23 protein-coding genes are annotated in these 25,009 nt (G+C 73.4%); 14 read left to right on the top strand and 9 right to left on the bottom strand.

The genetic code is table 11. The annotated features are described in order from the left end of the window. The first annotated feature begins 150 nt into the window (after positions 1-150). From ACF073_RS21940 to ACF073_RS21920, 5 genes are all read left to right on the top strand, one after another. Complete coding sequence (locus ACF073_RS21940; RefSeq protein WP_392072376.1) at positions 151-1,194, top strand: Lrp/AsnC family transcriptional regulator; 1,044 nt, start codon at positions 151-153, stop codon at positions 1,192-1,194. Positions 1,195-1,254: 60 nt separating this feature from the next. Continuing rightward, positions 1,255-6,447, top strand: coding sequence for a caspase family protein (locus ACF073_RS21935; protein WP_392072374.1), 5,193 nt, complete (start codon positions 1,255-1,257; stop codon positions 6,445-6,447). A 1-nt stretch (position 6,448) separates the two neighbouring features. After that, the gene (locus ACF073_RS21930; RefSeq protein ID WP_392072372.1) at positions 6,449-6,763 is read left to right on the top strand and encodes a hypothetical protein; all 315 of its coding nucleotides are present in this window, start codon (positions 6,449-6,451) and stop codon (positions 6,761-6,763) included. Further along, entirely contained in the window at positions 6,760-7,410 is a 651-nt protein-coding gene (locus tag ACF073_RS21925; RefSeq protein ID WP_392072371.1) for a hypothetical protein, read from the top strand. Before ACF073_RS21930 ends, ACF073_RS21925 begins: the two co-directional genes overlap by 4 nt. 148 nt (positions 7,411-7,558) lie before the next feature. Then, the gene (locus tag ACF073_RS21920; RefSeq protein WP_392072369.1) at positions 7,559-9,553 is read left to right on the top strand and encodes a YncE family protein; all 1,995 of its coding nucleotides are present in this window, start codon (positions 7,559-7,561) and stop codon (positions 9,551-9,553) included. A 22-nt stretch (positions 9,554-9,575) separates the two neighbouring features. Here ACF073_RS21920 and ACF073_RS21915 read toward each other — a convergent pair whose 3' ends face one another. After that, a complete protein-coding gene (locus ACF073_RS21915) occupies positions 9,576-10,259 on the bottom strand; it encodes a L,D-transpeptidase (protein ID WP_392072367.1) in 684 nt (227 codons plus the stop codon). Next, positions 10,249-10,770, bottom strand: a complete 522-nt coding sequence (locus ACF073_RS21910) for a SigE family RNA polymerase sigma factor (RefSeq protein WP_392072365.1) — start codon at positions 10,768-10,770, stop codon at positions 10,249-10,251. Before ACF073_RS21910 ends, ACF073_RS21915 begins: the two co-directional genes overlap by 11 nt. 168 nt (positions 10,771-10,938) lie before the next feature. Here ACF073_RS21910 and ACF073_RS21905 point away from each other — a divergent pair, with 168 nt between their 5' ends. Further along, positions 10,939-11,961 (top strand): Ig-like domain-containing protein, encoded by a 1,023-nt coding sequence (locus tag ACF073_RS21905; RefSeq protein WP_392072364.1) that lies wholly within the window; start codon positions 10,939-10,941, stop codon positions 11,959-11,961. A gap of 134 nt (positions 11,962-12,095) precedes the next feature. Here ACF073_RS21905 and ACF073_RS21900 read toward each other — a convergent pair whose 3' ends face one another. Next, complete coding sequence (locus tag ACF073_RS21900; RefSeq protein WP_392072362.1) at positions 12,096-12,743, bottom strand: TetR/AcrR family transcriptional regulator; 648 nt, start codon at positions 12,741-12,743, stop codon at positions 12,096-12,098. A 180-nt stretch (positions 12,744-12,923) separates the two neighbouring features. Between ACF073_RS21900 and ACF073_RS21895 the strand changes: the two genes are divergently transcribed. Then, positions 12,924-13,955: a medium chain dehydrogenase/reductase family protein gene (locus tag ACF073_RS21895; RefSeq protein ID WP_392072360.1), complete on the top strand. Its 1,032-nt coding sequence runs from the start codon at positions 12,924-12,926 to the stop codon at positions 13,953-13,955. 62 nt (positions 13,956-14,017) lie between these two features. After that, positions 14,018-14,764, top strand: a complete 747-nt coding sequence (locus tag ACF073_RS21890) for an SRPBCC family protein (protein ID WP_392072359.1) — start codon at positions 14,018-14,020, stop codon at positions 14,762-14,764. A 103-nt stretch (positions 14,765-14,867) separates the two neighbouring features. Here the strand turns inward: ACF073_RS21890 and ACF073_RS21885 are convergent, their stop codons facing one another. Further along, positions 14,868-15,236, bottom strand: a complete 369-nt coding sequence (locus ACF073_RS21885) for a hypothetical protein (protein ID WP_392072357.1) — start codon at positions 15,234-15,236, stop codon at positions 14,868-14,870. A gap of 344 nt (positions 15,237-15,580) precedes the next feature. On the opposite strand from ACF073_RS21885, the gene ACF073_RS21880 reads away from it, so the two are divergent. Continuing rightward, the gene (locus tag ACF073_RS21880; RefSeq protein WP_392072355.1) at positions 15,581-15,829 is read left to right on the top strand and encodes a hypothetical protein; all 249 of its coding nucleotides are present in this window, start codon (positions 15,581-15,583) and stop codon (positions 15,827-15,829) included. A gap of 142 nt (positions 15,830-15,971) precedes the next feature. On the opposite strand, the gene ACF073_RS21875 is transcribed toward ACF073_RS21880, so the two are convergent. After that, a complete protein-coding gene (locus ACF073_RS21875) occupies positions 15,972-16,718 on the bottom strand; it encodes a helix-turn-helix domain-containing protein (protein ID WP_392072353.1) in 747 nt (248 codons plus the stop codon). Positions 16,719-16,947: 229 nt separating this feature from the next. On the opposite strand from ACF073_RS21875, the gene ACF073_RS21870 reads away from it, so the two are divergent. From ACF073_RS21870 to ACF073_RS21860, 3 genes are all read left to right on the top strand, one after another. Continuing rightward, the gene (locus ACF073_RS21870; RefSeq protein WP_392072351.1) at positions 16,948-17,646 is read left to right on the top strand and encodes a DUF4097 family beta strand repeat-containing protein; all 699 of its coding nucleotides are present in this window, start codon (positions 16,948-16,950) and stop codon (positions 17,644-17,646) included. Between the two features lie 102 nt (positions 17,647-17,748). Continuing rightward, the gene (locus ACF073_RS21865; RefSeq protein ID WP_392072349.1) at positions 17,749-18,258 is read left to right on the top strand and encodes a DinB family protein; all 510 of its coding nucleotides are present in this window, start codon (positions 17,749-17,751) and stop codon (positions 18,256-18,258) included. Positions 18,259-18,368: 110 nt separating this feature from the next. Next, positions 18,369-19,043, top strand: coding sequence for a hypothetical protein (locus ACF073_RS21860; protein WP_392072347.1), 675 nt, complete (start codon positions 18,369-18,371; stop codon positions 19,041-19,043). Positions 19,044-19,079: 36 nt separating this feature from the next. On the opposite strand, the gene ACF073_RS21855 is transcribed toward ACF073_RS21860, so the two are convergent. From ACF073_RS21855 to ACF073_RS21845, 3 genes are read right to left on the bottom strand one after another with little or no spacing between them, the layout of a single operon-like run. After that, positions 19,080-20,087, bottom strand: a complete 1,008-nt coding sequence (locus ACF073_RS21855) for an iron-containing redox enzyme family protein (protein ID WP_392072345.1) — start codon at positions 20,085-20,087, stop codon at positions 19,080-19,082. Next, a complete protein-coding gene (locus ACF073_RS21850; protein WP_392072344.1) occupies positions 20,084-20,305 on the bottom strand; it encodes a CDGSH iron-sulfur domain-containing protein in 222 nt (73 codons plus the stop codon). The genes ACF073_RS21855 and ACF073_RS21850 overlap by 4 nt, the downstream gene beginning before the upstream one ends. Continuing rightward, the gene (locus ACF073_RS21845; protein ID WP_392072342.1) at positions 20,289-20,975 is read right to left on the bottom strand and encodes a HemK2/MTQ2 family protein methyltransferase; all 687 of its coding nucleotides are present in this window, start codon (positions 20,973-20,975) and stop codon (positions 20,289-20,291) included. The genes ACF073_RS21850 and ACF073_RS21845 overlap by 17 nt, the downstream gene beginning before the upstream one ends. 277 nt (positions 20,976-21,252) lie before the next feature. Between ACF073_RS21845 and ACF073_RS21840 the strand changes: the two genes are divergently transcribed. Further along, entirely contained in the window at positions 21,253-22,338 is a 1,086-nt protein-coding gene (locus ACF073_RS21840; RefSeq protein ID WP_392072340.1) for a zinc-dependent alcohol dehydrogenase family protein, read from the top strand. 79 nt (positions 22,339-22,417) lie between these two features. On the opposite strand, the gene ACF073_RS21835 is transcribed toward ACF073_RS21840, so the two are convergent. After that, on the bottom strand, positions 22,418-23,209 hold the full coding sequence (locus ACF073_RS21835; RefSeq protein ID WP_392072338.1) for a DUF4239 domain-containing protein: 792 nt from the start codon (positions 23,207-23,209) through the stop codon (positions 22,418-22,420). Positions 23,210-23,376: 167 nt separating this feature from the next. On the opposite strand from ACF073_RS21835, the gene ACF073_RS21830 reads away from it, so the two are divergent. After that, positions 23,377-24,954, top strand: a complete 1,578-nt coding sequence (locus ACF073_RS21830; protein ID WP_392072336.1) for a hypothetical protein — start codon at positions 23,377-23,379, stop codon at positions 24,952-24,954. Positions 24,955-25,009: the final 55 nt, after the last annotated feature.

Below are 25,009 nucleotides of genomic sequence, written 5' to 3'. Positions count from 1 at the left end.
GGAGCGAGGGAGAGGGAGGGAGGAGGGAGGGAGGAAGGAGGGCCGTACGGCCGTTGAAAGGATCCGCGGTTGCGGTCCGGATCCCCGATCCGCTCGTCCGTTCCGCCGAGAAACCTCCGGAATCCCGCCCAGAAGTGCGAGAATCCGCCCATGTTGCCGCCGACCGACGCGAGAATCCTCCACGCCCTCCAGTGCGCGCCCCGGGCGTCGTTCCGCCGGATCGGCGAGGCGGTGGGCGTCTCCGAGCAGACCGTGGCCCGCCGCTACCAGGCCCTGCGCCGGGACGGCGTGCTGCGGGTGGTGGGCCTGGTCGACCCCGCCGTGCACGGCAGGGCGCAGTGGGTGGCCCGGATCCGCTGCCGCCCGGACCGGGTCGAGCCGCTCGCCGAGTCCCTCGCCCGCCGCCCCGACATCGCCTACGCCAACCTGTCCTCCGGCGGCTCGGAGATCATCTGCACGATCCGGGCGCCCTTCGACACCGGCCCCGACGGCCGTGGCGGCGACGCCCTGCTGCGCCGGCTGCCCCGCTCGGCCGCCGTTCTGGACATCACCATCGACCTGCTGATCCACCCGTTCCTGGAGCCGACCGACCCGGCCGGCACCCCCGACTGGACCGGCTACGGCCCCGGACTCACCCCCGAGGAGCGGCTGCGCCTGACCGGCGACCGCCCCCCGCCCCCGGCCGGATCCCCCCGCGCCCCCGCCGACGAGGACGCCCCGCTGCTCGCCGCGCTCGCCGAGGACGGCCGCACCACCCACACCCGCCTCGCCGAACGCACCGGCTGGAGCGTCGCCCGCGTCACCCGCAGGCTGGCCGCCCTGGAGTCCTCGGGCACCCTCGTCTACGACGTCGACCTGCTGCCGGAGCGGCTCGGCCACCACCTGAACGCCACCCTCTGGCTCCGCGTCGCCCCGGCCCGGCTGCGGGCGGTGGGCCGGGAGCTCGCCGCGCATCCCGAGGTCGCCTTCGCCGGCGCGATCAGCGGCCGGCACAACCTGATGCTCAGCGTCATCTGCCGCGACCCCGAGGACTTCTACCACTACCTCACGACCCGTCTCGCCCCGCTGCCCGGCATCGACGCCTACGAGGTCAGCATCCGCGTCCGCCGCCTGAAACAGGCCGCGTCCCTCATCGCGCACGGGCGGCTCGTGCATCCCGGTTCGCCCGCGTCAAGGGACCCTGGTCTGCGATAATCGCGCTCCATGCCGTGACGGGGCGTCAACTCGCTTGAGGCAACGGGGGGTACGAGCACGATGAGTGACGGGCTACGGCGGGCGCTGCTGATCGGGGTGCCCGCGTATCCGCAGCTGGAGCAGGTGCCGGAGCTGAGCGCCGACTTCCCGAGCCTGCCCTTCACGGTGAAGGACACCGCGACGCTGCGCACCGCCCTGCTGCGCAGCGGCTACCAGTCGGAGCACGTGACCGTGCTCGACGAGGAGGAGACCACCGGCGAGGGCAACATCCGCGACCAGCTCGGCCGGTTCCTGAACTCCTGCCGGGACGGCGACGTCGGCCTCGTCTACTTCTCCGGCCACGGCGTCCGCTTCGGCGAGACCGACTACCTCGTGCCCAGTGACGTCCGTGCCCGGTGGGGACCGGACGGCGAACGCACCCTGGGCCCGCACGGGCTCATCGAGATCGTGCCCGACGAACTGCTCGCCCCCCTGCGCTCCAGCGCCACCGTGCTGCTCTGCTTCGACGCCTGCCGGAGCAGCGGGGACACCCCGCCGGCGAGCTTCGACGGGATGAAGATCAGCCGCAGCTGGGACAACGTCGTCCTGCTCAGCGCCTGCGCCCCCGGCGAGGAGGCCCTCGGGCACGCCGACGCCGGCAGCGTCCTGGGCAAGGCCCTCGGCGAGAGCCTGGTCCCGGAGTCGTCGGCGCGCACGTTCGGCCAGGTGATCCGGAGCGTGGAGGAGCGCGCCGGGGAACTGGCGGCGAACTACCGGTACAGCAGACCGCCCAGGCCCGGCCACCGGTGGCTCGGCAGCGACCGGACCGGCGGCAGCCACGCCGAGGTGGCGCTGTGCGAGGCGATACCCTCCGCCGGTCCCTGGACCGACGCCGTCCTGCGGTCGCACCTGTGGGAGCTGACCGAGGGCACACCCGCCCAGCACAACCGGGCCAAGGAGCACCTCGCGGCGGTCGTCGCGAAGACCGTCGCCATCCGCAGGCTGCGCGAGTCCGGCACCGACCCGTGGGACGACCCGCTCGTCCCGCAGCGGCTGATCGAACGGCTCGGCCACCTCGTCGCCGCCTCCGGCGCCCGGCTCAGCCTGATCGAGACCGTGGTGCTCCTGGGCACGCCGTTCCTGCGCGAGGCCGCGCTGTCCTGCGGCCTCGCCGCGCTCCGCACCCTCTACGGCGACGGTCCGGACGACAGCGCCACCGCGCGGGAGCTGCCCGAGGACAGCTTCGCCGCCCATCTCGACCGCGACATGGGCGATGTACGGCGGGCCCACCGGCAGATCGAGGCGACCCGGCGGACGCTGCTGCGCCGCGGGCACACGACCGACGCCATCGGCGCCGAGCACTGGCTGCGGCACCGCTTCCTCGCCGACTGGGACCTGCTGTGGGAACCGCGCGGGGACGCCGAGCTGGACAGCCTGCGCGCCGCGGTCGACCTGCTGGTGCAGGCGGCGGAGAGCGCCGCCGGCCTCACGCTGGGCACCCATGAGCGGGGCGAGCTGCGGCATTCCGTCGTCAAGGTCGTCGCCCAGCTGGGCACGGGCACCCCGGCCGACGCGGTCGCGCCCGACGGCACCCCCTGGGACTCCGCGCACGGCCTGTGCGCCTACCTGTGCGGGGAGGCGGAGCGGTGGAGCTGGCGCCCGCGCGAACTGGCCACGCTGCTGCATCTCGCCGGGCTCCTCGCCATCGACCCGCGCATGCTCGACGGCGTGCTCATCGACCACCTCGGCCCCCGGGAGCCCACCCAGATCCGGCCGCGGGGCATCATCGGCGAGATCGAGGCGAACGACGGCTTCCTTCCCGCCACCGGCGAGTGGACCGGCCGGCCCGCCGCCCCGGCCCATCCGGCGGGCACCTACTGGCGGCTGGTGTTCAAGTGCAGCGGCGCGGCCCTGTTCACGGCGCTCGACCGGCTCGCCGCCCGCATCGTCGCGGCGCTGGAGGTGACCCGGCGCGAGCAGGGCACCCTGCGCTCCGGCGACCTCCTCTTCGGCCTGCCGCAGCTGGTCAAGACCGAGGGGCTGATGCCCAGGAGCGGCGGGTTCGACAAGCCGCCGCCCCGGTTCCGGCTGGCCGAGGACGAGGTCAAGCCGCTCATCATGGGCACCCAGCTCTACGGGGACCGCATGCTGGCGGTGCGCGAGCTGTACCAGAACGCCCTCGACGCCTGCCGGGTGCGCCAGGCCCGGCGCCGCTACGACCGGGAGGAGCGGCAGAGCGCCGGCCAGACCGAGCGCGAGCAGCTCGCCGGGTGCCGCATCGTCTTCACCCAGGGCATCGACCCGGACACCGGCCGGATGTACATCCAGTGCGAGGACAACGGCGTCGGGATGACGGCCGAGGAGCTGCGGGACCTGTTCGCCCAGGCCGGCCGCCGCTCCGAGCAGTCCTCGGCCCGCATGCGGGAGATGCGCCGGTGGCGCCGGCGCGGCATCACCACGGAACTCAACAGCCGGTTCGGCATCGGTGTCTTCAGCTACTTCATGCTGGCCGAGGAGGTCGAGGTGACCACCCGGCCGGTCGACATGTCCGGCCACCTCGCCCGCGCCGACGGCCACCGGGCCAGCGTCACCGCCGGCTCGGGGCTGATGCACCTCAGCCGGGAGCAGCGGGAGCTGGAGGGCGGCGGCACCCGGGTCCGGCTCTACCTGCACGACGCGCCCGAGGAGACGGACGAGCAACGCCCTTCCCTGATCGAGGCGTTGCGGGAGTTCCTGCTGTGCACCCCGGTGTCGGTGAGCGCGACCGAGTTCGACGGCGACCCGGCGGTCTGGCACCCGGGCGAACTGTACGGAGACGCCTTCCTGCCCAGCGAGCGCATCGAGGGCACCGAGGGGGTCTGGTGGGTCCAGGGCACCGGCATGCTGCTGGCGGACGGCCTGCTGGTCTCGGACGCCGAACGCCCCGAGGGCTATGTGGTGAACCTCCGGGGGAGGCACCGCCCGGAACTGAGCGTGGACCGCAACCGCATCCTCGGATACGACCAACAGCGCGTCGAGGAGGATCTCAAGGAGGCCATCCCGGCGCTGGTCGGCTCGGCGTGGCGGCCGTTTCCGCTGGAGTGGCTGTGGACTCTCGCCGACTCCTGGCCGAGGCTCGCTGAGGAGGTCCTCGGTCAGCTGATGACGCACGACGTGATCGTGTCGGTGCCGCCCCGGTCGCGGACCCGGGTGGAGGAGTGGGCCACGCAGCGGTCGCAGCTGCCGCTGCGGGATGTCGGCTGTCTGCCCGTCGACGAGGGCATGCTCAAAGAGGACACGCGGCGGACGACGCTGGACTCCCTCTTCTTCGAGGCATGGCGCCACAGCGTCCTGGGCGTACGGCGTCACCAGGAGCCGATCGTCCGGAAGGGGGGCTTCCCCCGGCCCGAGCCCCTGGACGCGGCGCTGTTCCGCAGGGATCCGGACGGGTCCTTCCTGGGGCCGTTGCGCGCCGCCGCGGCTACGGGACATTCGCTGCGGGAGGCGACCGGCCGGCAGCGCCGGTACGCCATCACCGGCGTGCGGGTTCCGGAGGCGGTGGACATCCGCGCCTTGACCGACGTCGTTCCCAGCCGTCTGGCGGCCACGCTGTACGAGGAGTTCCGCGTGCGGGACCGAGGCGGCTGGCACGAGGACGGAGAGGGTGAGTACGGCGCCATGCGGCGGGCGATGGTGCGGCTCTCGGCCGGCGAGAAGGTGAGCCTCGGAACCCTGGCAGAGCTGTTCCACCAACTGTCGAGCCTCGATCCGTCGATTCCCCCGCCGCCGGACCTCAAGGAATTCGCGGCTCATCGCGTGGATGCGCGAGAACGCCGCGTCCTGCTGTACGAGGACGCGAGCACGGGCTTCATGCAGCGCGACCCCCTGCCGTTCTCGGGCTCCGTCCGGGCGGTGGAGGTCGCCTATCGGGCGGAGCAGACGGGGATCCCGCCCGCGGAGATCGAGGCGGTCGTGCGCCGCTTCGAACCGCTCGGTTACCGACTTGTCGAACCGAGGTTGCCGTGCACCCTCGACGAGGCGCAGCTCGTCGCCCTCAGCCGTGACCTGGACGCCCAGCCGCCCTTCCTCAAGCCGGGCCCGACCGGTCTGCTGCATCTGGTCAGGCTGGCCGCCCGGCGCAAGCAGACGGTGGGGGAGACAGCGAGCTGGCTGGCCGAATGGGCGGGCCCGCTGGGCGTGGAGGCCACGGACCCGGGCCCGCTCGCTCCGTTCCTGCCGCCCCCCTGGTGCGGACGGCTTCCGGCGCCGAGGGCCGCGACAGGCGGGAAGGAGGACGGCGGCGCCCGCGGCGTATCGCCGGTTCCCGCCTGGAGCGTGCTGGGGACGATGGAGGAGCTGGAGGAGGACCACGCCTCGGGGCAGCAGCACGTCGCCGGGGTCGAAGCGCTGGCGGACGCGGGCCTGGTGGAACGCCGGGCGGTCGAAGCGGTCCGGGCCTGGCTGGCCGAGCCCCTCGCCGTGCGGCCCCGGGGCCTGTGGCGGCGCGGCATCCCGCTCGGCACGCTGAGCCCGGGACTCAGCGTGCCGGCGCGGATCGGGCGGGACGCACGGGTGGAACTCGCCTCTCTGGTGTCGCTGGCCGCGGACATGGGCGAGCGCCTCGGCACCGCCGCTCTGCGTGTGTGGGAGCAGGTGGCCGCCTACGGCTTCGACGTTGCCGCGGTTCCCGAGGACGTCGCGGAGATGAAACCGGACCGCGCGGTGCGTAACGCCCTGTGCAGCACCGGAAACTGGCGCAACCGCATATCACTGCACGACCTCGTCACCTACGCGGACAGCAGCGCCACCGACCTCCCCACCGCCGCCGCCACCCTCAACGCCTACCGCTCCCTCGGCGCCCCCACCGTGCCCGTGCCCCCGGGCTGCGAACCGCCCGCCGAGCGCGGCGAACGCGACCGCGCCGCCGAACACGCCCTCCTCCAGCCCTCCCTCGACGAATCCTGGACGCTCACCCCCCTCGCCCTCGTCACAGCGGCGGGGCGGCTCGGGAGCGGGCTGCGGGAGACCTACCGCCGACTCGGGCCGTTCACCCGCGTCGGGCTCGACATCCCCTTCCCCGAGCCCGACTGCGACCGCGTCCCGGACTGGCGGGACGTCATCCTGCTCACCGCCCGGCTCACCGGACGGGAACCCGCGCTGTCCGGTGACGTCGACGCCGACCACGTCCAGCTGGCCGCCGAGGAGACGGACCTGACCGTCGACGAGGTCCGCGAGCGGCTGGCGGACTACGCGCCCCTGTTCGGACTCCGCCTGCCGACGTACGAGAGGACCTGACATGTCGCACCAGGACACCCCCTACGCGTCCCGTCACCTGCCGGACCAGACCGGATTCGTCTGGGACTTCTCCGGTGGCCGGCTCGTGATCACCGGTACCTGCCCGGCCTGCGCCGGCGCGACCCGCCATCCGCTCCCGGACGTCACGCCCGGCGCGATCGCGAAGGGCGCGCGCAGGGGCTCGGCGGCGGACGACGTGCCCGGCGAGGTGTACATGCGCTGCCGGTGCCGGCTGCCCCACCCCGGGGACGAGCAGGAGACCGGCGGCTGCGGCGCCAAGTGGGTGGCCGTCCGGCCGGCGGGCGCCGGCTCATGACGACGCCACCGCGCAGATACGAGCCCGAGGAGCTGGAACGCGCCCAGCTGCGGCTCGACGCGATGACCGAGGCGCAGCTGGAGATCGGGCGGGCGCAGGCGGAGGGCTGGCGGAACTTCCTCACCGTCGCCACCGGGCTGCTGGCCGCCGTGCTGGTCCTCAAGGGCCGGGAGAACGTCGCCGAGCTGCCCGACGGCTACCGCGAGGCGGTCGTCGCGCTGGTGGCTGCCGGTCTCGTCCTGCTGCTCGTGGCCGCCTTCCTCGCCGTGTCGGCGGCCCACGGCCGGCCCGGTGACGTGCTGAAGCACGCGCACGCCGCCAAGCTGCTGGACTGGGAGGAGGACGAGCGGAAGCGGATCGCCTCCCGGATCGGCGGCGCGCTGCGGGCCACCGTGCTCGGCGTGCTGGCCACCGCGGCCGGCATCCTGCTCACCTGGGTGGCGCCGGGACCTGACGAGCCGGCGCAGACCGTGCGGGTGCACACCCGGCAGGAGACGGTGTGCGGCGAACTCCTCGCGGTGGACGGCGCCGGCGTCACCCTCAAGGTCGAACCCAAGGGCGGCAAGAAGAGCAAGGAGGACGGCACCATCCGGCATCTCACCTGGCAGCGCGACGCGGTGAGCGCGGCCCCCGCCGACTCCTGCTGATCCCGCCGCCCCCACAGCTAGTGCAATGTTTGACGATCTTTGAGGATCGTTGACCCTCCTGTGCCTCCGCTGTCACTCCCGTCCCCTACGCTCCCCCTATCCCTTGGCTCAGCAGGGGCTCTTTGAGTTGCGGGGGTTCGAAACCACCGTGCGTATACGCACTCTTCCGGCCGCGACGGCGCTCGCGGTCCTTTCCGGTTCGGCCGCGTTCGCGGTCACGTCGGCCGCGCCCGCGCTGGCCGACTCCAGCGCCGTCCTGCCGGTGACGTCCACCGGTGACATGGTGGTGGACGGCGTCCACCAGCGGGTGTTCATCAGCGACCCGGCCGCGGGCAAGGTCGTCGCGACCGACTACAGCGGCACGGTCGTCGGCACCGTCGACGCGCTGCCCGGCGTCCGCGGCCTGGAACTGTCCGCCGACTCCGGCACGCTGTACGCGGCGGTCGAGGGCGCCGACGCGATCGTCGCCCTCGACACCGCCACGGCCACCGAGGCCCGCCGCTACCCGACGGGCACCGGCACCCGGCCGGAGTACCCGGCCCTGGCCGGCGGCAAGCTCTGGTTCGGCTACGGCAACGGCGGCAGCGGCAACATCGGCTCGCTCGACCTGAGCGGCGCCGACCCGGTGGTCGCCCTCCGGCAGGACACCACCCGCTCCTGGTACAGCGCCCCGGTGCTCGGCTCCTCGGCCGGCGCCCCGGGCACCCTGGTGGCGGGCGCTCCCGACCAGAGCCCGGTCGAACTCGCCGTGTACGACGTGTCGTCGGGCACCGCGAACCGCACCGCGTACGCGTTCGACCCGGGCAACAGCAGCGACCTCGCCGATCTCGCCGTCACCCCGGACGGCAAGGACGTCGTCACCGCCAGCGGCGCCCCCTACCGGCACCAGATGTTCAAGCTCTCGGACCTCTCGGAGGACGGCAGCTACCCCACCACCGCGTACCCGAACGCGGTCGACATCGCCCCGAACGGCGCCGTCGCCGCGGGCACCTTCTCCTGGTACGACCCGGACGTGCACGTCTTCGCGCCGGGCGACTCCGGCACGCTGCGCCAGTACGACCTCCCGAACACCGGCACCAGCACCGGCTCCGACACCCTCGCGGCGAACGGTCTCGCCTGGGCACCGGACACCAGCAAGCTGTTCGCCGTGTCGTACAACGACGCCAACGTGTACGCGCTGCGCGTCTTCACCGACCCGGCCAAGGCGGACACCGCCCTCACGGCCAGCGCCCCGGCCGCCTCGCCCCGCGCCAAGTCCCTCTCCGTCACCGGCAGGCTGACGTCGACGCACGCCTTCCCGGCGGGCGGCACGGTCTCCGTGACCCGCACCGACGCCGAGTCCCCGGCGGGCAGCGCACGCGGCACGGCGACGGTCGGCGCCGACGGCACGTACTCCTTCACCGACGCCCCGCCGGCCGCCGGCAAGGTCACGTACACGGTCACGTACGCGGGCGACACGTACCACGCCCGTGCCACCGCCACCGCCACCGTGACCGTCTCCCCCAGCACGGCCGCCCTGTCCCTGAACAACGGCGGCACGGCGTACGCGTACGACAGCGCGGTGAAGTTCACGGCGCACCTGGGCACGACGTACACGAACCGCAAGGTCGACATCTACGCCGACCCCTACGGCGGCGACAAGCCCGAGAAGCTGGTGAAGTCCGGCACGGTCGACTCGGCGGGCAATCTGTCCGTCACCCTCACCCTGACCCGGGACACCAAGGTCACGGCGAAGTTCGCCGGTGACACCCGGTACGCGCCCGCCGCGGCCACCAGCACGGTCGGCACCCGGGTGCGGGTGTCGTCCGCGCTCAGCGGCTACTACACCTCCAAGAAGGCCTGGGACCAGACCTACCGCTACTTCCACAAGTCCAAGGACCCGGTCTACGACACCACGATGACCGCGTACAAGGGCCGCAAGTACCAGGCGGAGATGCAGAGTTACTCCAAGGGCGCCTGGCGGGACACGCACACGGAGTTCCTCGCGCTCCCCCCGGGCGGCAAGGACACCCTGGAACTCACGGGCACCCCGCCGACCGGCGTCCGCTTCCGGATCCGCTCGTCCTACATCGACACGAAGTCGGGCGACAACGTGAACGCGACGACGTACGGCAGCTGGAAGTACTTCATCTTCACCAGCTGACGGCCCGGCGGCCCGCCGGCTCTCAGGTGCCGTCCCCGGTGAGCACGACCTGGGCGCCGTCGGCCGTGTGCTCGTAGAGCCAGCGGGCGTCGGCGGTGCGCAGACCGATCTGGCCCAGCGTGGACGGCCGGCGCCCGGGGACGTCGACCGCCGCGGGGTCGGTGCCGTAGACGAAGTGCTCGTCGCGCCGCGGGCCGAGGAAGACCAGCACCCACTCGTGCCGCTCCACCACGCCCGTCGGCGCCGAGCTGAACCGCGCGCTGCGCAGGCGCTCGGTGACCCGGCCGACCGAGTCGCCGCGGAACGGCTGGTTCATGCCGGGCGCCGAGATGGGGAACGTCCGCCCGCCCGCGCGCAGTTCCAGCGTGGTCAGGTCGATCCGGATGTCGTGGACGGCGGCGTCGTCGTCGGGGGACGGGGGCGGCGCCGGGGCCCTGGTGGAGGCGGTAGCGGCGGGCGGCGGCACCGGACGGCCGTCGGGGTGCAGCGCGGTGACACCGGCGAGGACGGCCGTGCCGGCGACGACGAGTCCCGCCGTCAGCAGCCCGGCCCTGCGGGTGCGGCGGCGCCGCACGGCCCGCCGCCGTACGTCCGCGCCCGGGGCGGGTGCGAAGCGGCGGCCCTCGGCGGCCACCTCGCGCAACGCCCGCGTCAGCCGGTCGGCCGGCTCCCCGGGCGCGGCCGGGCCCGACGGGTCATGAGGCATGGGTGGTGGCCTCCTTCGTCCCGGTCATGGTCTCAGCCTCCTCGGGCGACAGATGACGAGCGAGCGCGGCCCGGCCCCGGGCCAGCCGCGCCTTGACCGTGCCGGCGGGCGAGCCGGTCTCCGCCGCGATCTGCTCCACGCTCAGGTCGCACACGTGGTGCAGGACCACGGCCAGCCGTTGTGCCGCCGGCAGCTCGCGCAGCGCGGCGACCAGGGCGACATGTTCGGGTCCCGGGCCCGGGGCCCGCTCCGGCGGGGTGTCCGCGCGGACGAGTTCGAGCCAGCGCCGGGCCCGCCGGAAACGGCTGACCGCGAGCCGGGTGGCCACCGTGCGGATCCACGCCTCCGGTGCCTCGGCCGCGTCGAACGAGGCCCGCCGGTCCCAGGCGCGCACGAACGCCTCCTGCACCACGTCCTGGGCCTCGGCATGGTCGCCGGTGAAGGCGTACAACTGCCCCACGAGACGCGGGAACGCGCCCGCGTAGAAGGCGTCGAACTCCTCCTCGGTCACTTCGGCTCCCCCGCCCGTCTCCCCCGTCCCCGACTGGCGATTTTACGGCGCGGCGGCGGGCGGACGTCCCCGTGCGCGGGGCCGGGGAATTCCCCGGAGCCGGATGCAACCGGGCCGCCGCGGGGTGCGTACAGACCATGTCCGCACCGAAATCCAGGGGGAACCTCCGTGGTCACGCACGTCTCGACCGGCCGCCGTCCGAACCGCCCGCACCGTCCGCACCGCCCGCGCACCGCCGCGGCCGTCCTGGCCGCCGCCTGCGCGCTCGTCCTCGGCGCGACCGGCTGCGCCGCCACCACCTCGTCGGCCGGTACCGCGCCGGCCGCCGGCTCGCCGACCGCCTCCGGCGGCACGCACCGGCCCACCGCGGCGCCCAGCCGGACCGCGCCCGCCGTCGCGGAGCCCGCCGCCCTCGCCGGCGCCCGGGTCAACATCGGCGAGGGCGACACGGTCGGCGTCGGCATGCCGATATCCGTCACCTTCCCGCACGCCGTCCCCGCGTCCCGGCGGGCGGCGGTCGAGCACTGGCTCAGCGTCGGCAGCGAGCCCGCCGTCACCGGCGCCTGGAGCTGGGTCAAGGACCGCAACCTGTACGACGGTCAGCGCGTCGACTTCCGCCCGCCGGCGTACTGGAAGCCCGGCACCCGCGTCACGCTGCGCGTCGGCAGCCACGCCGTGCGGCACTTCACCGTCGGCCGCTCCCTGACCGCCACCGTCGACGTGCGCCGGCACACGATGACCGTCGAGGAGGACGGCAAGCCCGCCACCCGCATCCCGGTCACCGCGGGGCGGCCCGGCCTCGACACCTGGAACGGGACCATGGTGGTGATGGACAAGCAGCCCAGGGTCTACATGGACTCCCGGACCGTCGACCTCGGCGACGCCTACCGCGGCTACTACGCCTGGGCCGTGCACATCACCGCCTCCGGCACCTACGTCCACCAGAACCCCAACGCCAACACCTACGCCGGCCGGTCCAACGTCACCCACGGCTGCGTCGGCCTCGCCACCGACGGCACCGCCGAACGCTTCTACCGGCGGCTCGTCCCGGGCGACGTCATCCGCGTCACCGGCTCCACGGACACGGTCGAGGCCGGCAACGGCTACGGCGACTGGAACCTCGCCTGGCCCGCGTGGCTGGAGCACAGCGCGAAGGGACAGGTGAACACCGGGTCGGCGGCCCGGCCGTAGCGATCAGGTGCGCCCCGCACCGGGCCGGGGGCCGTGCCGCCGGCAGGGCTCCGGTCCGGCAGGGCTCCGGTCCGGCAGGGGCCCGGTCCGGTGGACCCTCGGTCCGGTGGGCCCCCGGTCCGGTGGGGCGGCGGTCAGTCCGTGGTGAGGCTGTCCACCTCGGCGGCGAAGAGCCGCGCGGCGTCGAAGCCCATCCCGGTGAAATGGCCGGCGAGTTCCAGGGACAGCACGCCGTGCAGCCGGGTCCAGAAGGCCAGCGCCCGGCGGAGCGCGGCGGCCGGGGCGGGGTGGCCGTCCGCCCAGTCCCGATGGTCCTCCAGATGCGTGTCCAACGGCGTCGCCGGGCCGTCCGAGGGCATCGCCGCGCCGGCGTCCAGCAGCATCGCCATGATCTCGGACGTGATCGCGACGGTGTCGTCGGGCGCGTGGTAGCCGGGCACGGGGGTGCCGTAGACGAGGAAGTAGCGCTGCGGGTCCTCCAGCGCCCAGCTCCGCAGCGCCCGCGCCAGCCCCGCCAGGTCCGCGCCGCTCTGCGCCGCCGCCCGGACGGCGTCGGCGAGGCTGCGGTACGCGTCCCTGATCAGCGCGGTGATCAGCTCGTCCCGGCCGCTGAAGTACCGGTACAGCGCGGGCCCGCTCATGCCCATCTGCTTGGCGATCGCGTTGAGGGAGAGCGCGGACGCGCCCGCCGTGGCGATCTGCTCCCACGCGCGCTGCTTGATCTCCGTACGCACCTGGGCGCGGTAGCGCTCGCGCGGGGTCTCCGTGCCGTGTTCCGCCACTGGTCCGCCACCTCTCGTCCTGCTCGTTCTGCTCGTCGTGCTCGTCCTGCGGCCGCAAGTGAGTTAGAGGTTATCACTAAAGCTATTGACTCCTCTTTCGCTGATGCGTTACAACTTCTAACGAACGCGAAGCCAAGTAACGAGCAGCGGGTGTCCGAGCCGGCTGCCATGGAGGTCGCCATGAACACCGAGGGACTCGTCGAGGTCGTCCTGCCGGGCAAGGTCGAGCCCGAGGGGCTCCAGGTCCGGCACGGGGCCGTGCCCGCCGCCGGCCCCGGCCAGGTCGTGATCCGGATGGAGGCCACCGGCGTCTCCTTCGCCGAGCAGCAGATGCGCCGCGGTCGCTACTACGACCAGCCGCCGTTCCCGTTCGTCCCCGGCTACGACATGGTCGGCACGGTGGGGGCGGCCGGGCCCGGCGTCCGGCCCGACCTGGTCGGCACCCGGGTCGCCGCGCTGGTCAAGGTCGGCGGCTGGGCCAGCCATGTGCTGGTCGACGCGGCGGACGTGGTGCCGGTGCCCGACGGGATCGGCGCGGCGGAGGCGGAGACGCTCGTCGTCAACGGCATCACCGCCTGGCAGATGCTGCACCGCAAGGCCCGCGTCCGCGCCGGACACACGGTCGTGGTGCACGGGGCCAACGGCGGGGTCGGCTCGGTCCTGGTGCAGCTGGCCCAGGCCGCCGGCGCACGGGTGATCGGCACGGCGTCCGCCCGCCACCACGCCGCGCTGCGGGAACGCGGCGTCGATCCCGTCGACTACCGCGCCGCCGACGTCACCGCCCGGATCCGCGCCCTCGCCCCCCGCGGGGCGGACGCCGTCTTCGACCACGTCGGCGGCCCGGGCATCGCCGACTCCTGGAGCCTGCTCGCCCCCGGCGGCACCCTCGTCTCCTACGGCAGCGCCGCCACCCGTGACGCCGAGGGGTCCAAGCAGTGGCCCGTCGTCAAGCTGCTGCTGCGGGTGTGGCTGTGGAACGCGCTCCCCAACCGCCGCCGCGCCTTCTTCTTCAACGTCTGGGCCGGCCGGGCCCTGGCCAAGGACCGCTTCCGCGCCCGGCTCCGCGCCGACCTCACCCAGGTCTTCGCCGCGGTCCTGCGCGGCGAGGTCACCCCCCAGGTCGCGGCCCGGCTGCCGCTCAGCCGCGTGGCCGAGGCCCTGCGACTCGCCGAGTCCGGCACGGTCGCCGGAAAGGTCGTCCTGAACCCGTGACGAGCGCGCACAGCCGCCGGACTCCGCACCCGTCACCGCGAAGAAGCGAAGAGAGGAACCCCATGTCCAGCAACGGCCGGCCGAACTCCCCCGAGCGGCAGCCCCGTTCCACCGCCCCGCACCCGCGCACTCCCGCCCACCGCCGCCGCGCGACCGCGGCCGTGGCGTCCCTCGCCGCCGCCGGCGTGCTCTGGGGCACGGCCCCGGCCGCGCAGGCCGCACCCGTCCACCCGGACCGGCACGGCGGTGCGTCCCGGTGCGCCGGGCGCGGGGTCGACCCCGACGCGCCCATCCGCTACGCGACCGACACCGTGATCAAGGCCCCGCTGAGCACCGTCTGGAAGCTGCAGACGGACATCGAACGCTGGCCGTCCTGGCAGCCCCCGGTCACCACCGCCGAACGCCTCGACGCCGGCCGCCTGCGCGAGGGCTCGCGGTTCCGCTGGACGACGCCCGCCCCCGCGACCCCCACGACGCCCGCCACCACCCTCACGATCACCTCCACGGTCCGGCAACTCCAGCGCGAGCGCTGCCTCCTGTGGACCGGCCCCGCGACCGGCGAGGGGCTGCGCATCGACGAGGGCGTCCATCTGTGGACGTTCCGGAAGGTCGAGGGCGGAGTCCGTGTCCACACCGAGGAGACCTGGACCGGCGACCAGGTCGAAGCGGACGTCCCCACCGCGACCCGGGCGCTCGGCACGGGCCTCGAAGCATGGCTGGACGACCTGAAGACCACCGCCGAGTCCCGCGCCGGCGACGGCCCGGCCCCCCCGCCCCTGACCCGGGGCGCCCGGCCCCCCCGCCCCTGACCCGGGGCGCCCGGCCGCACACCCGGGCCCAGGTCTCGGACCTGGGCCTTCAGCCGGGCGAACCGGCTGCGGGGTGCGGGCGCGAGCACACCCGGGGGAGGGATCAGTGGGGCACGCAGCCGAACCAGTGCACCGTGTTCTTCTCGGAGAGGTGCCCCAGGCATCTGACGGTTCGGTCGTGCACGGTCTTGGTCCGGTCGGCCCGTCCGGTCACGTACTCCGTCTTGTAGTACTTCTGCACGAGGGTGTCGATCTCGATCCGGTACCAGCGGTGGTCCTGGTCCGGGATGCTGCATCCGCGCGCGAACACGTCGATGCCGGGCGCCTCGCTCCACATGTCCCGCTCCGCGCTGTCGCAGTGCGCCCGTTCGGCGGCGCCCGCGCTGCCGGCACCGGCACCGACCAGCGCGGTCGCCGCCATGGTCACCGCCGCGGCGGCACCGAACACTCGCTTCGAGATGAGCTTTATCATCCGTCCTCCAGCCAGCCGTGGTGACCGTCGGTGATCACCGGTCGTCTAGAGGCGATGCTCACACCGATCCGGCGGGTCCGCTCTGCCAGTCCCTCTCCCCGGTGACATCGGTGCTGCCAATGCAGCAGACCCCGCGGCCCGGGGAGGCCGGCGGTGAATTACGCGGCGGCGCAGGGGAGGTGGGCGTCGCGCACCCGCACCGTGTGGGGTGTTCCGTAGTCCGTTCGAGCCGCACGGCCCCCGGACGGCGCCCTCGAAGAGCGCGGCGGGGACTGCCGCACTAGCCTCCGAAATGAGCGCAAAAGTGGATCTTTGGTGCGCTCCAGTCGAGCCGAGGAGGAGAAATGCGCAAGGTAAACAGGGCCGCTGTGGCGGCCGCGATCATCGTCGGTGTCAGCTTCATAGGCACCAGCACCTCCACCGCCCATGCCGCGCAGCACATGGGAGGCGGCGGGTGCAGGTCTCACGACCTGAACATCGACATCCTCGGGGAGGTGGGCATCCTGAACGGACTGGGCGGCAACCTGCTGAACGGCGAGGGCAGTCCGGGTGCCCAGGTCACCGATTTCTCCGACTGCGACGGCGGCTGGTAGGAGCGGTCTCCCGCTCACCGATCGTCTGACCGGCGGAAGTTGCTTGTGCGCATCTCGAAGTGGCTGACAAAGGCCCCGTACCGAGCCTGGTACGGGGCCTTCGTCATCGTTCCCGTCATTCCCGCGCCCGGATCCCGTCCGCTCAGGAAACCCCGCCGGAGTCCGCGCCGGACGCCGCGGCGGACTTGCTGTGGAGGACCTCGCGGGCCTGGTCCGCGGCACGGACGATGCTCTCGGACACGAAGTCGACGAAGCGGGCGATGTTTTCGAGGCGGGCGGCGGCGGGGGTGCCGGAGCCGAGGACGCCGACGCCCTGCCGCGCGACCTCGCCGAGCCGGGCGGTGGAGCGGGCGCCGGCCACCGTGGACTGGTACATGACGTCGTCGTCGACGATGTAGCGCTCCCGCCTGCGTTCGTCGCGTTCCCGGCGGATGAGTCCCTGGCTCTCCAGGAACGCGACCGCCTTGGAGACGGTCGCCGGGCTGACCTGGAGGTGCCGGACCAGTTCGGCGGCGGTGAGGCTGCCGGCGTCGGTGGTGTAGAGGCAGGTCAGCACGCGGGCGGTCATCTTGGGCAGGCCCGATTGCATGAAGACGGTGGTGAACATCTCCTCGTACGCGCGCACCGCCTCGGCGTCGCGTCCGTGCGGCTGCGCGGGGGTGCCCGGGTCGCGGGGGGCGGGCTGCCTGCGGCGGTGGGCGCGGTGCTCGGTGGCGCGGTGGGCGAGGTCGGCGCGGTAGGCGGTGGGGCCGCCGTTGCGCATGACCTCGCGGGTGACGGTCGAGGTGGGGCGCTCCAGACGCCTGGCGATCTCCGCGTAGGCGAGGCCGTCGGCCAGCCCCAGCGCGATCTGCTGCCGTTCCTGCTGGGTGAGCCTGCCTCCCGGCATCGCGGTCTCCTGTCGTGGTCCGTGGGATGCGCAGCATAGCGTTCACTCGCCATCTATTGCAACGGCAAGCAGGATCGCATGTTGCATTAGATGCCAAACCATTGCAATGATTTACCTACGCTGAACAGCGATTACGTAATTCACGCGCAACGAAGTAGTTGCCCAACCTATGAACGCAACGTAGCGTTTCCAATGTCAGAAACAACGGACCGAAGGAGTGCGACACACGATGTCGAAGAACCAGAGCGCCGCGCAGAAGTTCGACACCCCCGCCCCCGTCTCGGCCGTCCTCGACATCCCCGCCGGGCACATCCGCCTCATCGCCGCCGACCGGACCGACACCCTGGTCGAGGTCCTGCCCGCTGACGCCGGCAAGGCCCGCGACGTCAAGGCGGCGGAACTGATCACGGTCGCGTACGCCGACGGCGTCCTGCGGATCGAGGCCCCGGCGGCGAAGAACCGGATCCTCGGCACCTCCGGATCCGTCGAGGTGACCGTCCAGCTGCCCGCCGGCTCCCGCGTCGAGGCGAAGGCGGCCCTCGCCGACCTCCGGGGCGTCGGACGGCTCGGCGACGTCGTCTTCGAGGGCGCGCAGGCCGAGGTGAAGCTGGACGAGACCGCGAGCGCCCGCCTCACCGTCCAGGCCGGCGACATCTCCGTGGGCCGGCTGGGCGGCGCGGCGGAGATCAGCACCCAGAAGGGCGACCTCCGCATCACCGAGGCCGTCCGCGGCACGGTCGTGCTGCGCACCGAGGCGGGCGACATCACGGTCGGCGCCGCACGCGGCGTCTCCGCGTCCCTGGACGCCGGCACCGGCCACGGCCGGATCCACAACGCCCTCAAGAACACGGACGGCACCGACGGCGCCGCGGGCCTGGACATCCACGCGACCACCTCCTACGGCGACATCACCGCCCGCAGCCTGTAGCGGGAACCCCTCCCTGGGCGGCCCCGGCCACCGGGGCCGCCCGAAGGGAGCGCGTTCGGGGGTAGGTTTCCCCGCACAGGCCCGCCGCGAGAGGAACCCACCGTGACCGTCGAACGCATCGGCCCGCCCCTCCTCGGCACGGAACGCGAGACGCTGCGGGCGTTCCTCGAATTCCACCGGGCGACCCTGGCGATGAAGTGCGAGGGCCTGACGGAGGAGCAGCTCAAGGAGCGGTCGAGCCCGCCGTCGACGCTCTCCCTGCTGGCCCTGGTCCGCCACATGGCCGAGGTCGAACGGGCCTGGTTCCGCCGGGTGTTCGACGACAACGCCGCCCCGATGCTCTGGTCGGAGCGGGAGTTCGACTTCCAGGCCGCGTACGACACCGCGGGCGCGAGCGCCGAGGAGGCGTTCGCGGTGTGGCAGGCGGAGGTCGAGCACTCGCGCCGCGTCGAGCAGCAGGCCGGGTCCCTGGACCTCACCGGCCACCAGCCCCGCTGGGGCGAGGACGTGTCCCTGCGGATGGTGATGCTCCACATGATCCTCGAATACGGCCGCCACAACGGCCACGCGGACTTCCTCCGCGAGGGAGTCGACGGCACGGTAGGCGCCTGACCCGCCCCCCGCCACCCGTCCCGCCCCGTTCGAACCGACCACACCCAGCGCCCCTGACCGGAGACGAGTGCCGCGTGCCGGATGCCGCATCCCGCCGGGAACCCGGCCCCGTGCTGAAGGACCTCCTGTTCACGGACTTCGACGGGCTGCCCGCCGAGCCGGACGACGTCATCGCCGACGCCCTCGACGGCGGCTACGCGGAGCGGACCGAGGCCCTGTCGGCGCTGCTGCGCGACGAGGACGCCGATCCGGCCGCGCGCTTCCTGGCGTGCTGCGCACTCGCCTCCTGGGCGGATCCGCTCGGGTACGCGACGGTCGTCGAGGCCGCCGTCAGGCCCGACGACCTCGCGTGGCGGGGCCAGACGTACGACCGCTTCCACAGCCAGGACGACACGTTCGCGCACTTGGCCGAGGCGGTGGGCCGCAGCCGCGACATGACCGGCGAACGCGGTACCGCGGCCGAGCGCGTCGAGGCGGCCCGGGCGCTGATCCGGATCGCCGACCGGGTCCAGCTCGGCCGCGGGGTGAGCGACCTGCTCCACCCGGAACTCGTGTCGGCGTGCCGCGGTCAGCTCTCCGCGACCGTCGACCGGGGCATCGCCCGCCTTGCGGCAGGCGACCGTCCGGCGTTCGACCTCGGCATGCAACTCGCCCTGATCATCGGCGCCCTCGCCGCATCCGGGCCCGCCTGGGCCGCCGACGCCGGGCACCGGCTCGCCGCCGCACATCCCGGCGACCGGGCGCTGCGGGAACTCGCCGAGGCGGGGGCGGTGCTCTCGGGCTGAGGCCGAACGGCGCGGGCCGGGCAGCGGCGGGATTCTTCAGCGCAGCATCGTGCCGCCCGCGTGCCAGGTGTCGAGGAGCCGGGCCGCCAGGGTCTCTTCGAGGCGGGTGGTCGCGCGGATGCCGAAGACCACGTCGGTCTCCAGGGACGGTTCGGCCTCCAGGAGGCCGCCGACGACGTCGTGGCGTACGACCTGCTCGTGGACCGCGTCCGCTTCCACGTGCTCGGTGTAGAACCGCACGGCCGCGGGGCCGGCGCCCACGCGGCGCAGCGCCTCCGCCAGCCGGCGCGAGGCGGGGGACGAGGTCACCTCGACGGCGGCGAAGTGACCGACGAGCGCCCCGCGCAGCGCCCGGTGCAGACCGAACAGGGACATCAGGTTGACGGTGGTCAGCACCTCGGCCGGCGCGGCGTCGACGTAATGCCCGTAACCCGTGTCCAGCCCCAGGTCCGCCATCAGGTCGGCGAACAGCTGCGCGTGGATCTCGTCGGCGCGGCCGGCGCCGAACTCGTCGAACTCCACGGCGACCATGGCCGCCTTGGCCCGCCCGTGCAGCCTCGGGATGACCCAGGCGTGCGGGTCGGCCTCCTTCAGGTGGTACAGCGAGCGAAGTGCCGCGTATTCGCGCAGGTGGCCGAGGGTGCCGTGGTCCCGGAGGAAGTGCGAGACGCTGCCGGAGCCGTCCACCGGTTCGACCTGGAGCTCGTCCAGCGCCCGCCGGGCCGTGTCGGCGGCGTCGACCGGCACGTCCCTGCGCAGCGCGCCCAGGAAACGCTCCTCAAGCGCGCGCCGGCAGGCCAGCGGACGGCTGTCCCACTCCAGGTCCTCGCTCACGCCCTCGAAGCCCTGGTAGTGCAGCTCGTAGAGGACGTAGAGGGCGAGTTGCAGGTCGTCGCCGTACGGCGCGGAGCGCGCAGGGGACGGCATGCTCCCGGGGTCCGATCCCCGCAGCAGGGCCGTCACGGCGGCGGAGAGCGCACCGCGCGGCTCGGGCAGCGGCGGTGGCCGCAGCCGGGACTGCTGTCGCGGGCGCGCGTGGTTCACTCGGCCCCGCCTTCGCCGGGCCGCCTGTCGCGGCGGCGGTGGCTGGTGTCGCACCAGGGGAAGGTGCGGCTGCGGCGGCAGGTGCAGACAGCCACGGTGAAGCGCTCGGAGACGGTCACCTCGCCGTTCTCGCCCACCACTTCGACCGGCCCCTCGATGAGCAGGGGGCCCTCGCGCTGGACGCGGACGCGGCGGGGGCGTTCAGACGGGCCGGGCACGGATCACCACCAGTTCCTCGGTCTCCTCCGTCGTGCCGTCCCCCGTCAGCCCCTGCTCGCGCAGCCAGCCGAGCCGCGAGCGCAGTACGCGGCCGAAGGGCAGCCGGGCCCGGTCGACGACCTCCGCGCGCAGACCGGACCGCGCCAGCCGGGTCAGCGTGGTGCCGGTGCCGCACAGATGGGAGTGCACGATCAGGAGCGTCCCGGTCGGCCGCAGCACCGCCGGCGCGGTGTCGCAGATCCGGTCGATCAGCAGCCGCCCGTCCGCCCCGGCGTCCCAGGCCCGGGCGGGGCCTCTCGCCGGCAGCGGACCGGGGGCGGGCACATAGGGCGGGTTGGAGATCACCAGGTCGAACCGGCGGTCGGGCACGGCGGCCGCGAGATCCCCGTGGCGCACGCGCAGGGTCTCGCCGTTCAGCAGCGCGTTCAGCCAGGCGGCGGCGACCGCCCGCCAGGAGATGTCGACCGCGGTGACCCGGCCGCCGAGGCGGGCGGCCTCCACCGCGAGCATGCCGCTTCCGGTGCCCAGATCCAGTACGTCCGTCTCCGCGCCGACCCCTTCGCGGCGCATCGCCCGCCCCAGGAGCCGGGTGTCGCTCTGGGGGCGGTAGACGCCCGGAGGGACCCAGCAGCGCAGGCGTGGCGCGGCGGTGCGGACCTCAGCCGTCACATGAATTCCAGATAGTCCAGACATTCCGATATTCCGTAGATTCCGTAGATTCCGTAGATTCCAGGAATTGCAGGGACATTCCGCTGTCGACTCACGAGTACCCCCTGCCCGCGGATGTAACGGGTCGGGCCGCACAGGACAGGACAGCGCCCGCGAAGCAGCGCAAGCTGAGGGGAGTGCAAGGGGTGACACCGGAGATCGATCAGGGGGCACGGTGCGGGCCGTCCGCCGGGTCCGCAGGGTGCCGGGAGACGGAAGGCCGCTCATGCCGCGATCCATGCACGCGCTCGTAGCCGGAGAGACCGGCGAGCCGGACGAGGTCCTGCGGCTGGAGTCGCGGCCTGTTCCCGTGCCGGAGCCCGGCCAGGCGTTGATCCGGGTGAAGGCGACCCCGATCCACGCCAGCGACCTGCACGTACTGCGTGGCCGCTACGGCTTTTCCCCGGAGTTCCCCACGGTCGGCGGGCACATGGAGTGCGTGGGCCGGATCGAGGCCCTGGGCCCGGACACCGGGGGGCTGGAGGTCGGCGAGCGCGTGGTGGCCGTCGCCGTCCCGGCCGTACCCGGGCCGCGCGTGTCCGGCACCTGGCAGGAATACCTCGTCGCCGACACCCGCCGGCTGCTGCCGGTCCCCGGCCGGCTGAGCGACTCCAGCGCCTGTCAGCTCGCCGTCAACCCGCTGACCGCGCTGCTCCTGGTGACGCGCGAACTCGACGTGCGGCCGGGCGAATGGCTGGTGCAGACGGCGGCCGGATCCACCGTCGGCCGGCTCGTCATCCAGCTGGCCCGGCATCTGGGCATCCGCACCATCAACGTGGTGCGGCGACGCGCCGCCGTCGAGGAGATCAGGGCACTCGGCGGCGACGAGGTCGTCTGCACCGAGGACGAGGACCTGCCGCGGCGGGTGGCGGAGATCGCGGGGCCGGCCGGCGTGCGCAAGGCCGTCGACTGCGTCGCGGGCCACGTGGGCGCCCAGGTGTCCCAGGCGCTGGCCCCGGGAGGAGAGCTCGTGGTCTACGGCGCGCTCTCCACCCATCGGCAGACCGACCCGGCGGCACTGACCATCCCGCTGTCGGCGCGTTCGGTCATCTACGAGACCAAAGCGGTCCGCGGCTTCTGGCTGAACCGCTGGTTCGGCACCGCCTCGCCCGCGGACGCGCTGCGCGCGCTGTCCGAGGTGCGCGACCTCGTCGCGGACGACGTGCTGAGCATCCCCCGCGGCCGGCCGTTCCCCCTGGAACGCTTCACCGAGGCCATCGCCTTAGCCGAGGCACCCGCGCACGGCGCCAAGCCGCTCTTCGTCTTCGAGGACGGCCGGGACGGGGACGGCGGCCGGGAAGAGGACGGCACGGACGGCGAGTAGGCGCGGACGAGGAGCGGGGCGCGGGGCGCGGGGTGCGGGACGGGGAAGGGTGCCGGGGCGCCGCCCGCCCCCTCCCCGGTCACCGGGCCCAGTACTGGGCGAGGGCGCCCTCGCGGTACGGGGCGGGGCTGACGCTGAGATCCCCGGCGAAGGGGCGGTCCAGGACGAACACCAGGAGCAGGCTGAAGCCGACGAGCCCGGCGACCGACGCGACGAACAGGATCTGCACCCTCAGTTTGCGCATGCCGTAGAGGAACGTGAGCGGTACGAGGACCAGCGCGCCGCCGAAGGCCAAAGCCTGGAGCAGCACGGGGAGTTCCTGGCCCGCCATGGTGATCCGGGCCCGGCGCTGGGTGGCGACGTCGTCGAGATGGCCGACGGCCTGCTCGTAGAAGACCTGCTCCCGCTCGCTCTTCGGGTCGTACGTCTGGAGGACGCGGAAGGCGTCCTGGAGGTGGCGCTCCGTGGCCCCGTAGCTGGGGTGGCCCGCGCGCATCCGGGGCCACTGGTCCTCGACGACGGCGTGGACGTACCCGCTCATGGTGGCGTCGAGGCGGGCACGCACCGAGGCCGGGAACGAGGCGGCGTCACGCGTGATGAGCGCCGCGTCGGTGGCCTCGGAGGCGACGATGGTCTGGGTGTCCTCCAGCTGCGTCCACAGGGTGACGATCACGAACGCGAGGATGATGCCGTAGATGGCGCCGAACATCCCCAGCGTCACCCCGACCATGTCGTTGTGCTCACCGCGGGCCAGCGACGGGTACCTCCGGCGCATCAGCACACTCCCGGCGACGGCCAGGAGAACGGTTCCGCCGACGGTGACGACCGCCAGCGTGAGGGTGCTGAAGTGGTTGAGCAGCCATAGCGACATGAGCGCGGAGTCTAGGTGGGACACACCACTCCAAAACCACCGCTGCGGAGGCCGCTGCGGAGATACGGGAGGCGGTTCACACCACCGAGTGAGAGCCACCGAGTGAGAGCCAGTCCCGCCGCGTGGCTAGGATTGGCCGACTTTCAGGGTCCAAGGGGGAGTTGTCGATGGTGCGACGAAGATCGCTCGCTTTCGCAGGTGTGGCCGCGCTGGTACCGCTGGTCGCTTCCGCGGCTTGCGCCGTTCCCGCGCAGGCGGCCTCGGCCTCACTGGCCGTCACCACGCTGGGGCGGCACGGCGGCAAGGTCCCGACGACGGTCACCGTCGTCGCCGCATCGTCCGGCCAGACGTACAGCGTCAAGTCCGGCAAGCGGATCAGCCTGCCGTCGGGGCGCTACATCGCGATGGCCGACATCTTCGAGAGCGACGGGGACGGTCCGGGCACCGACACCATCGGCGCGCAGGTCGTCCAAGTCTCGGGCGGCAAGTCGGTGACGATCGACGCGCGCAGGGGCAAGGCCGTCAAGGTGTCGCTCGACACCCCCGCCGACGTGACCGGCCGGCCGCGGATCACCGCGCAGGTGTGCGCCGCCACCAGCAGCATGCCCTCCGCCTACAGCGTGGCCGGCTGGAACGACGCGGGCGCCCTCTACGCCATCCCGAACTCCTCCAAGCTGCTGCAGTTCGGGTACCTGGCGCAGTGGTCGGGCGACGACGGCTACGTCGCCGTGAAGAACACCACGGGCATCCCGGCCGCCCCCGGCGGGTCGTTCAAGCGGTCGAAGCTGGCGACGATGCGCTTCTCGGTGCGCGGCGGCACCCAGATGGCCCGGCAGAACAGCACCGCGATCCAGGCCCTGCCGAAGACCGACGACTGCACGACCGACCTGATGGCCGGGGTCCGCGACGACAGCGCGCCGTACACCGCCACCGTCCATGTGACTCCCGGGACCTGGCAGCCGCGTGACGACATCTTCGCGAGCAACGGCGACGACGTCGGCGGCGGTTTCCCGAAGGCCAGGACGCTGAAGGCGGGGCAGAGCGTCACCCAGTCCTTCGGCCGGGCCGTGTGGGGTCCGCTGCACCACCTGCCCATGGTCGGGCAGAAGTCCGTCAGGTTCGTCGCGGAAGGCCTGATCGGGGACCCCGACATCGGCGGCGGCTGGGGCGACCCGACGAAGGAGACGGTGGTCCTGTCCAAGGGGGGCACCACCGTCAAGAAGCAGACCCTGACCGACTGGGGTTCCGGTGACGCGGACTTCTCCGCCCGCATCCGCTCGGCCGGCACGTACCGCCTGACCGTCGACGCCCACCGCCACCGCCCGGGCATCACCTTCCCCGCCGGCATGCTCTCGTCGCGCGTCACCCTCGACTGGCGCTTCAAGGCCGACCCGGCCAAGTCGACGGTCGCGCCCGTCTTCCTGACCCGCTTCCTGCCCGCCGGGCTGGACAGCCGCAACCAGGCCGCGCCGGACAGCATCACGGCGGTCGACGTGCGTACCGTGCGCGCAGCCCAGGACCCCGACCTGAAGTTCCCCAAGGTGACCGCCAAGTCCGTCCGGGTCTGGTCGTCCGCCGACGGCGGCAGGACCTGGCAGGCGGCGACGGTCAAGCGCACCGGCACCAGCTGGCAGGCCGCCGTCCGCAACCCGGCCTCCGGTGCCGTCGCCCTGCGCTCCGAGGTGACGGACGCCGCCGGCAACCGCTCGGTGGAGACGGTGTACCGGGCGTACGCCATCGGCTGAGCGAGCCGCGCCGGCCGGCGGCGGAGAGCGACTTCACCTCCGCCCGCCGGCCTCG

Origin of the sequence: Streptomyces sp. NPDC015171, from assembly GCF_043079545.1 — a bacterium.
Classification (GTDB): domain Bacteria; phylum Actinomycetota; class Actinomycetes; order Streptomycetales; family Streptomycetaceae; genus Streptomyces.
This window is presented reverse-complemented; position numbering and strand designations above follow the sequence as displayed.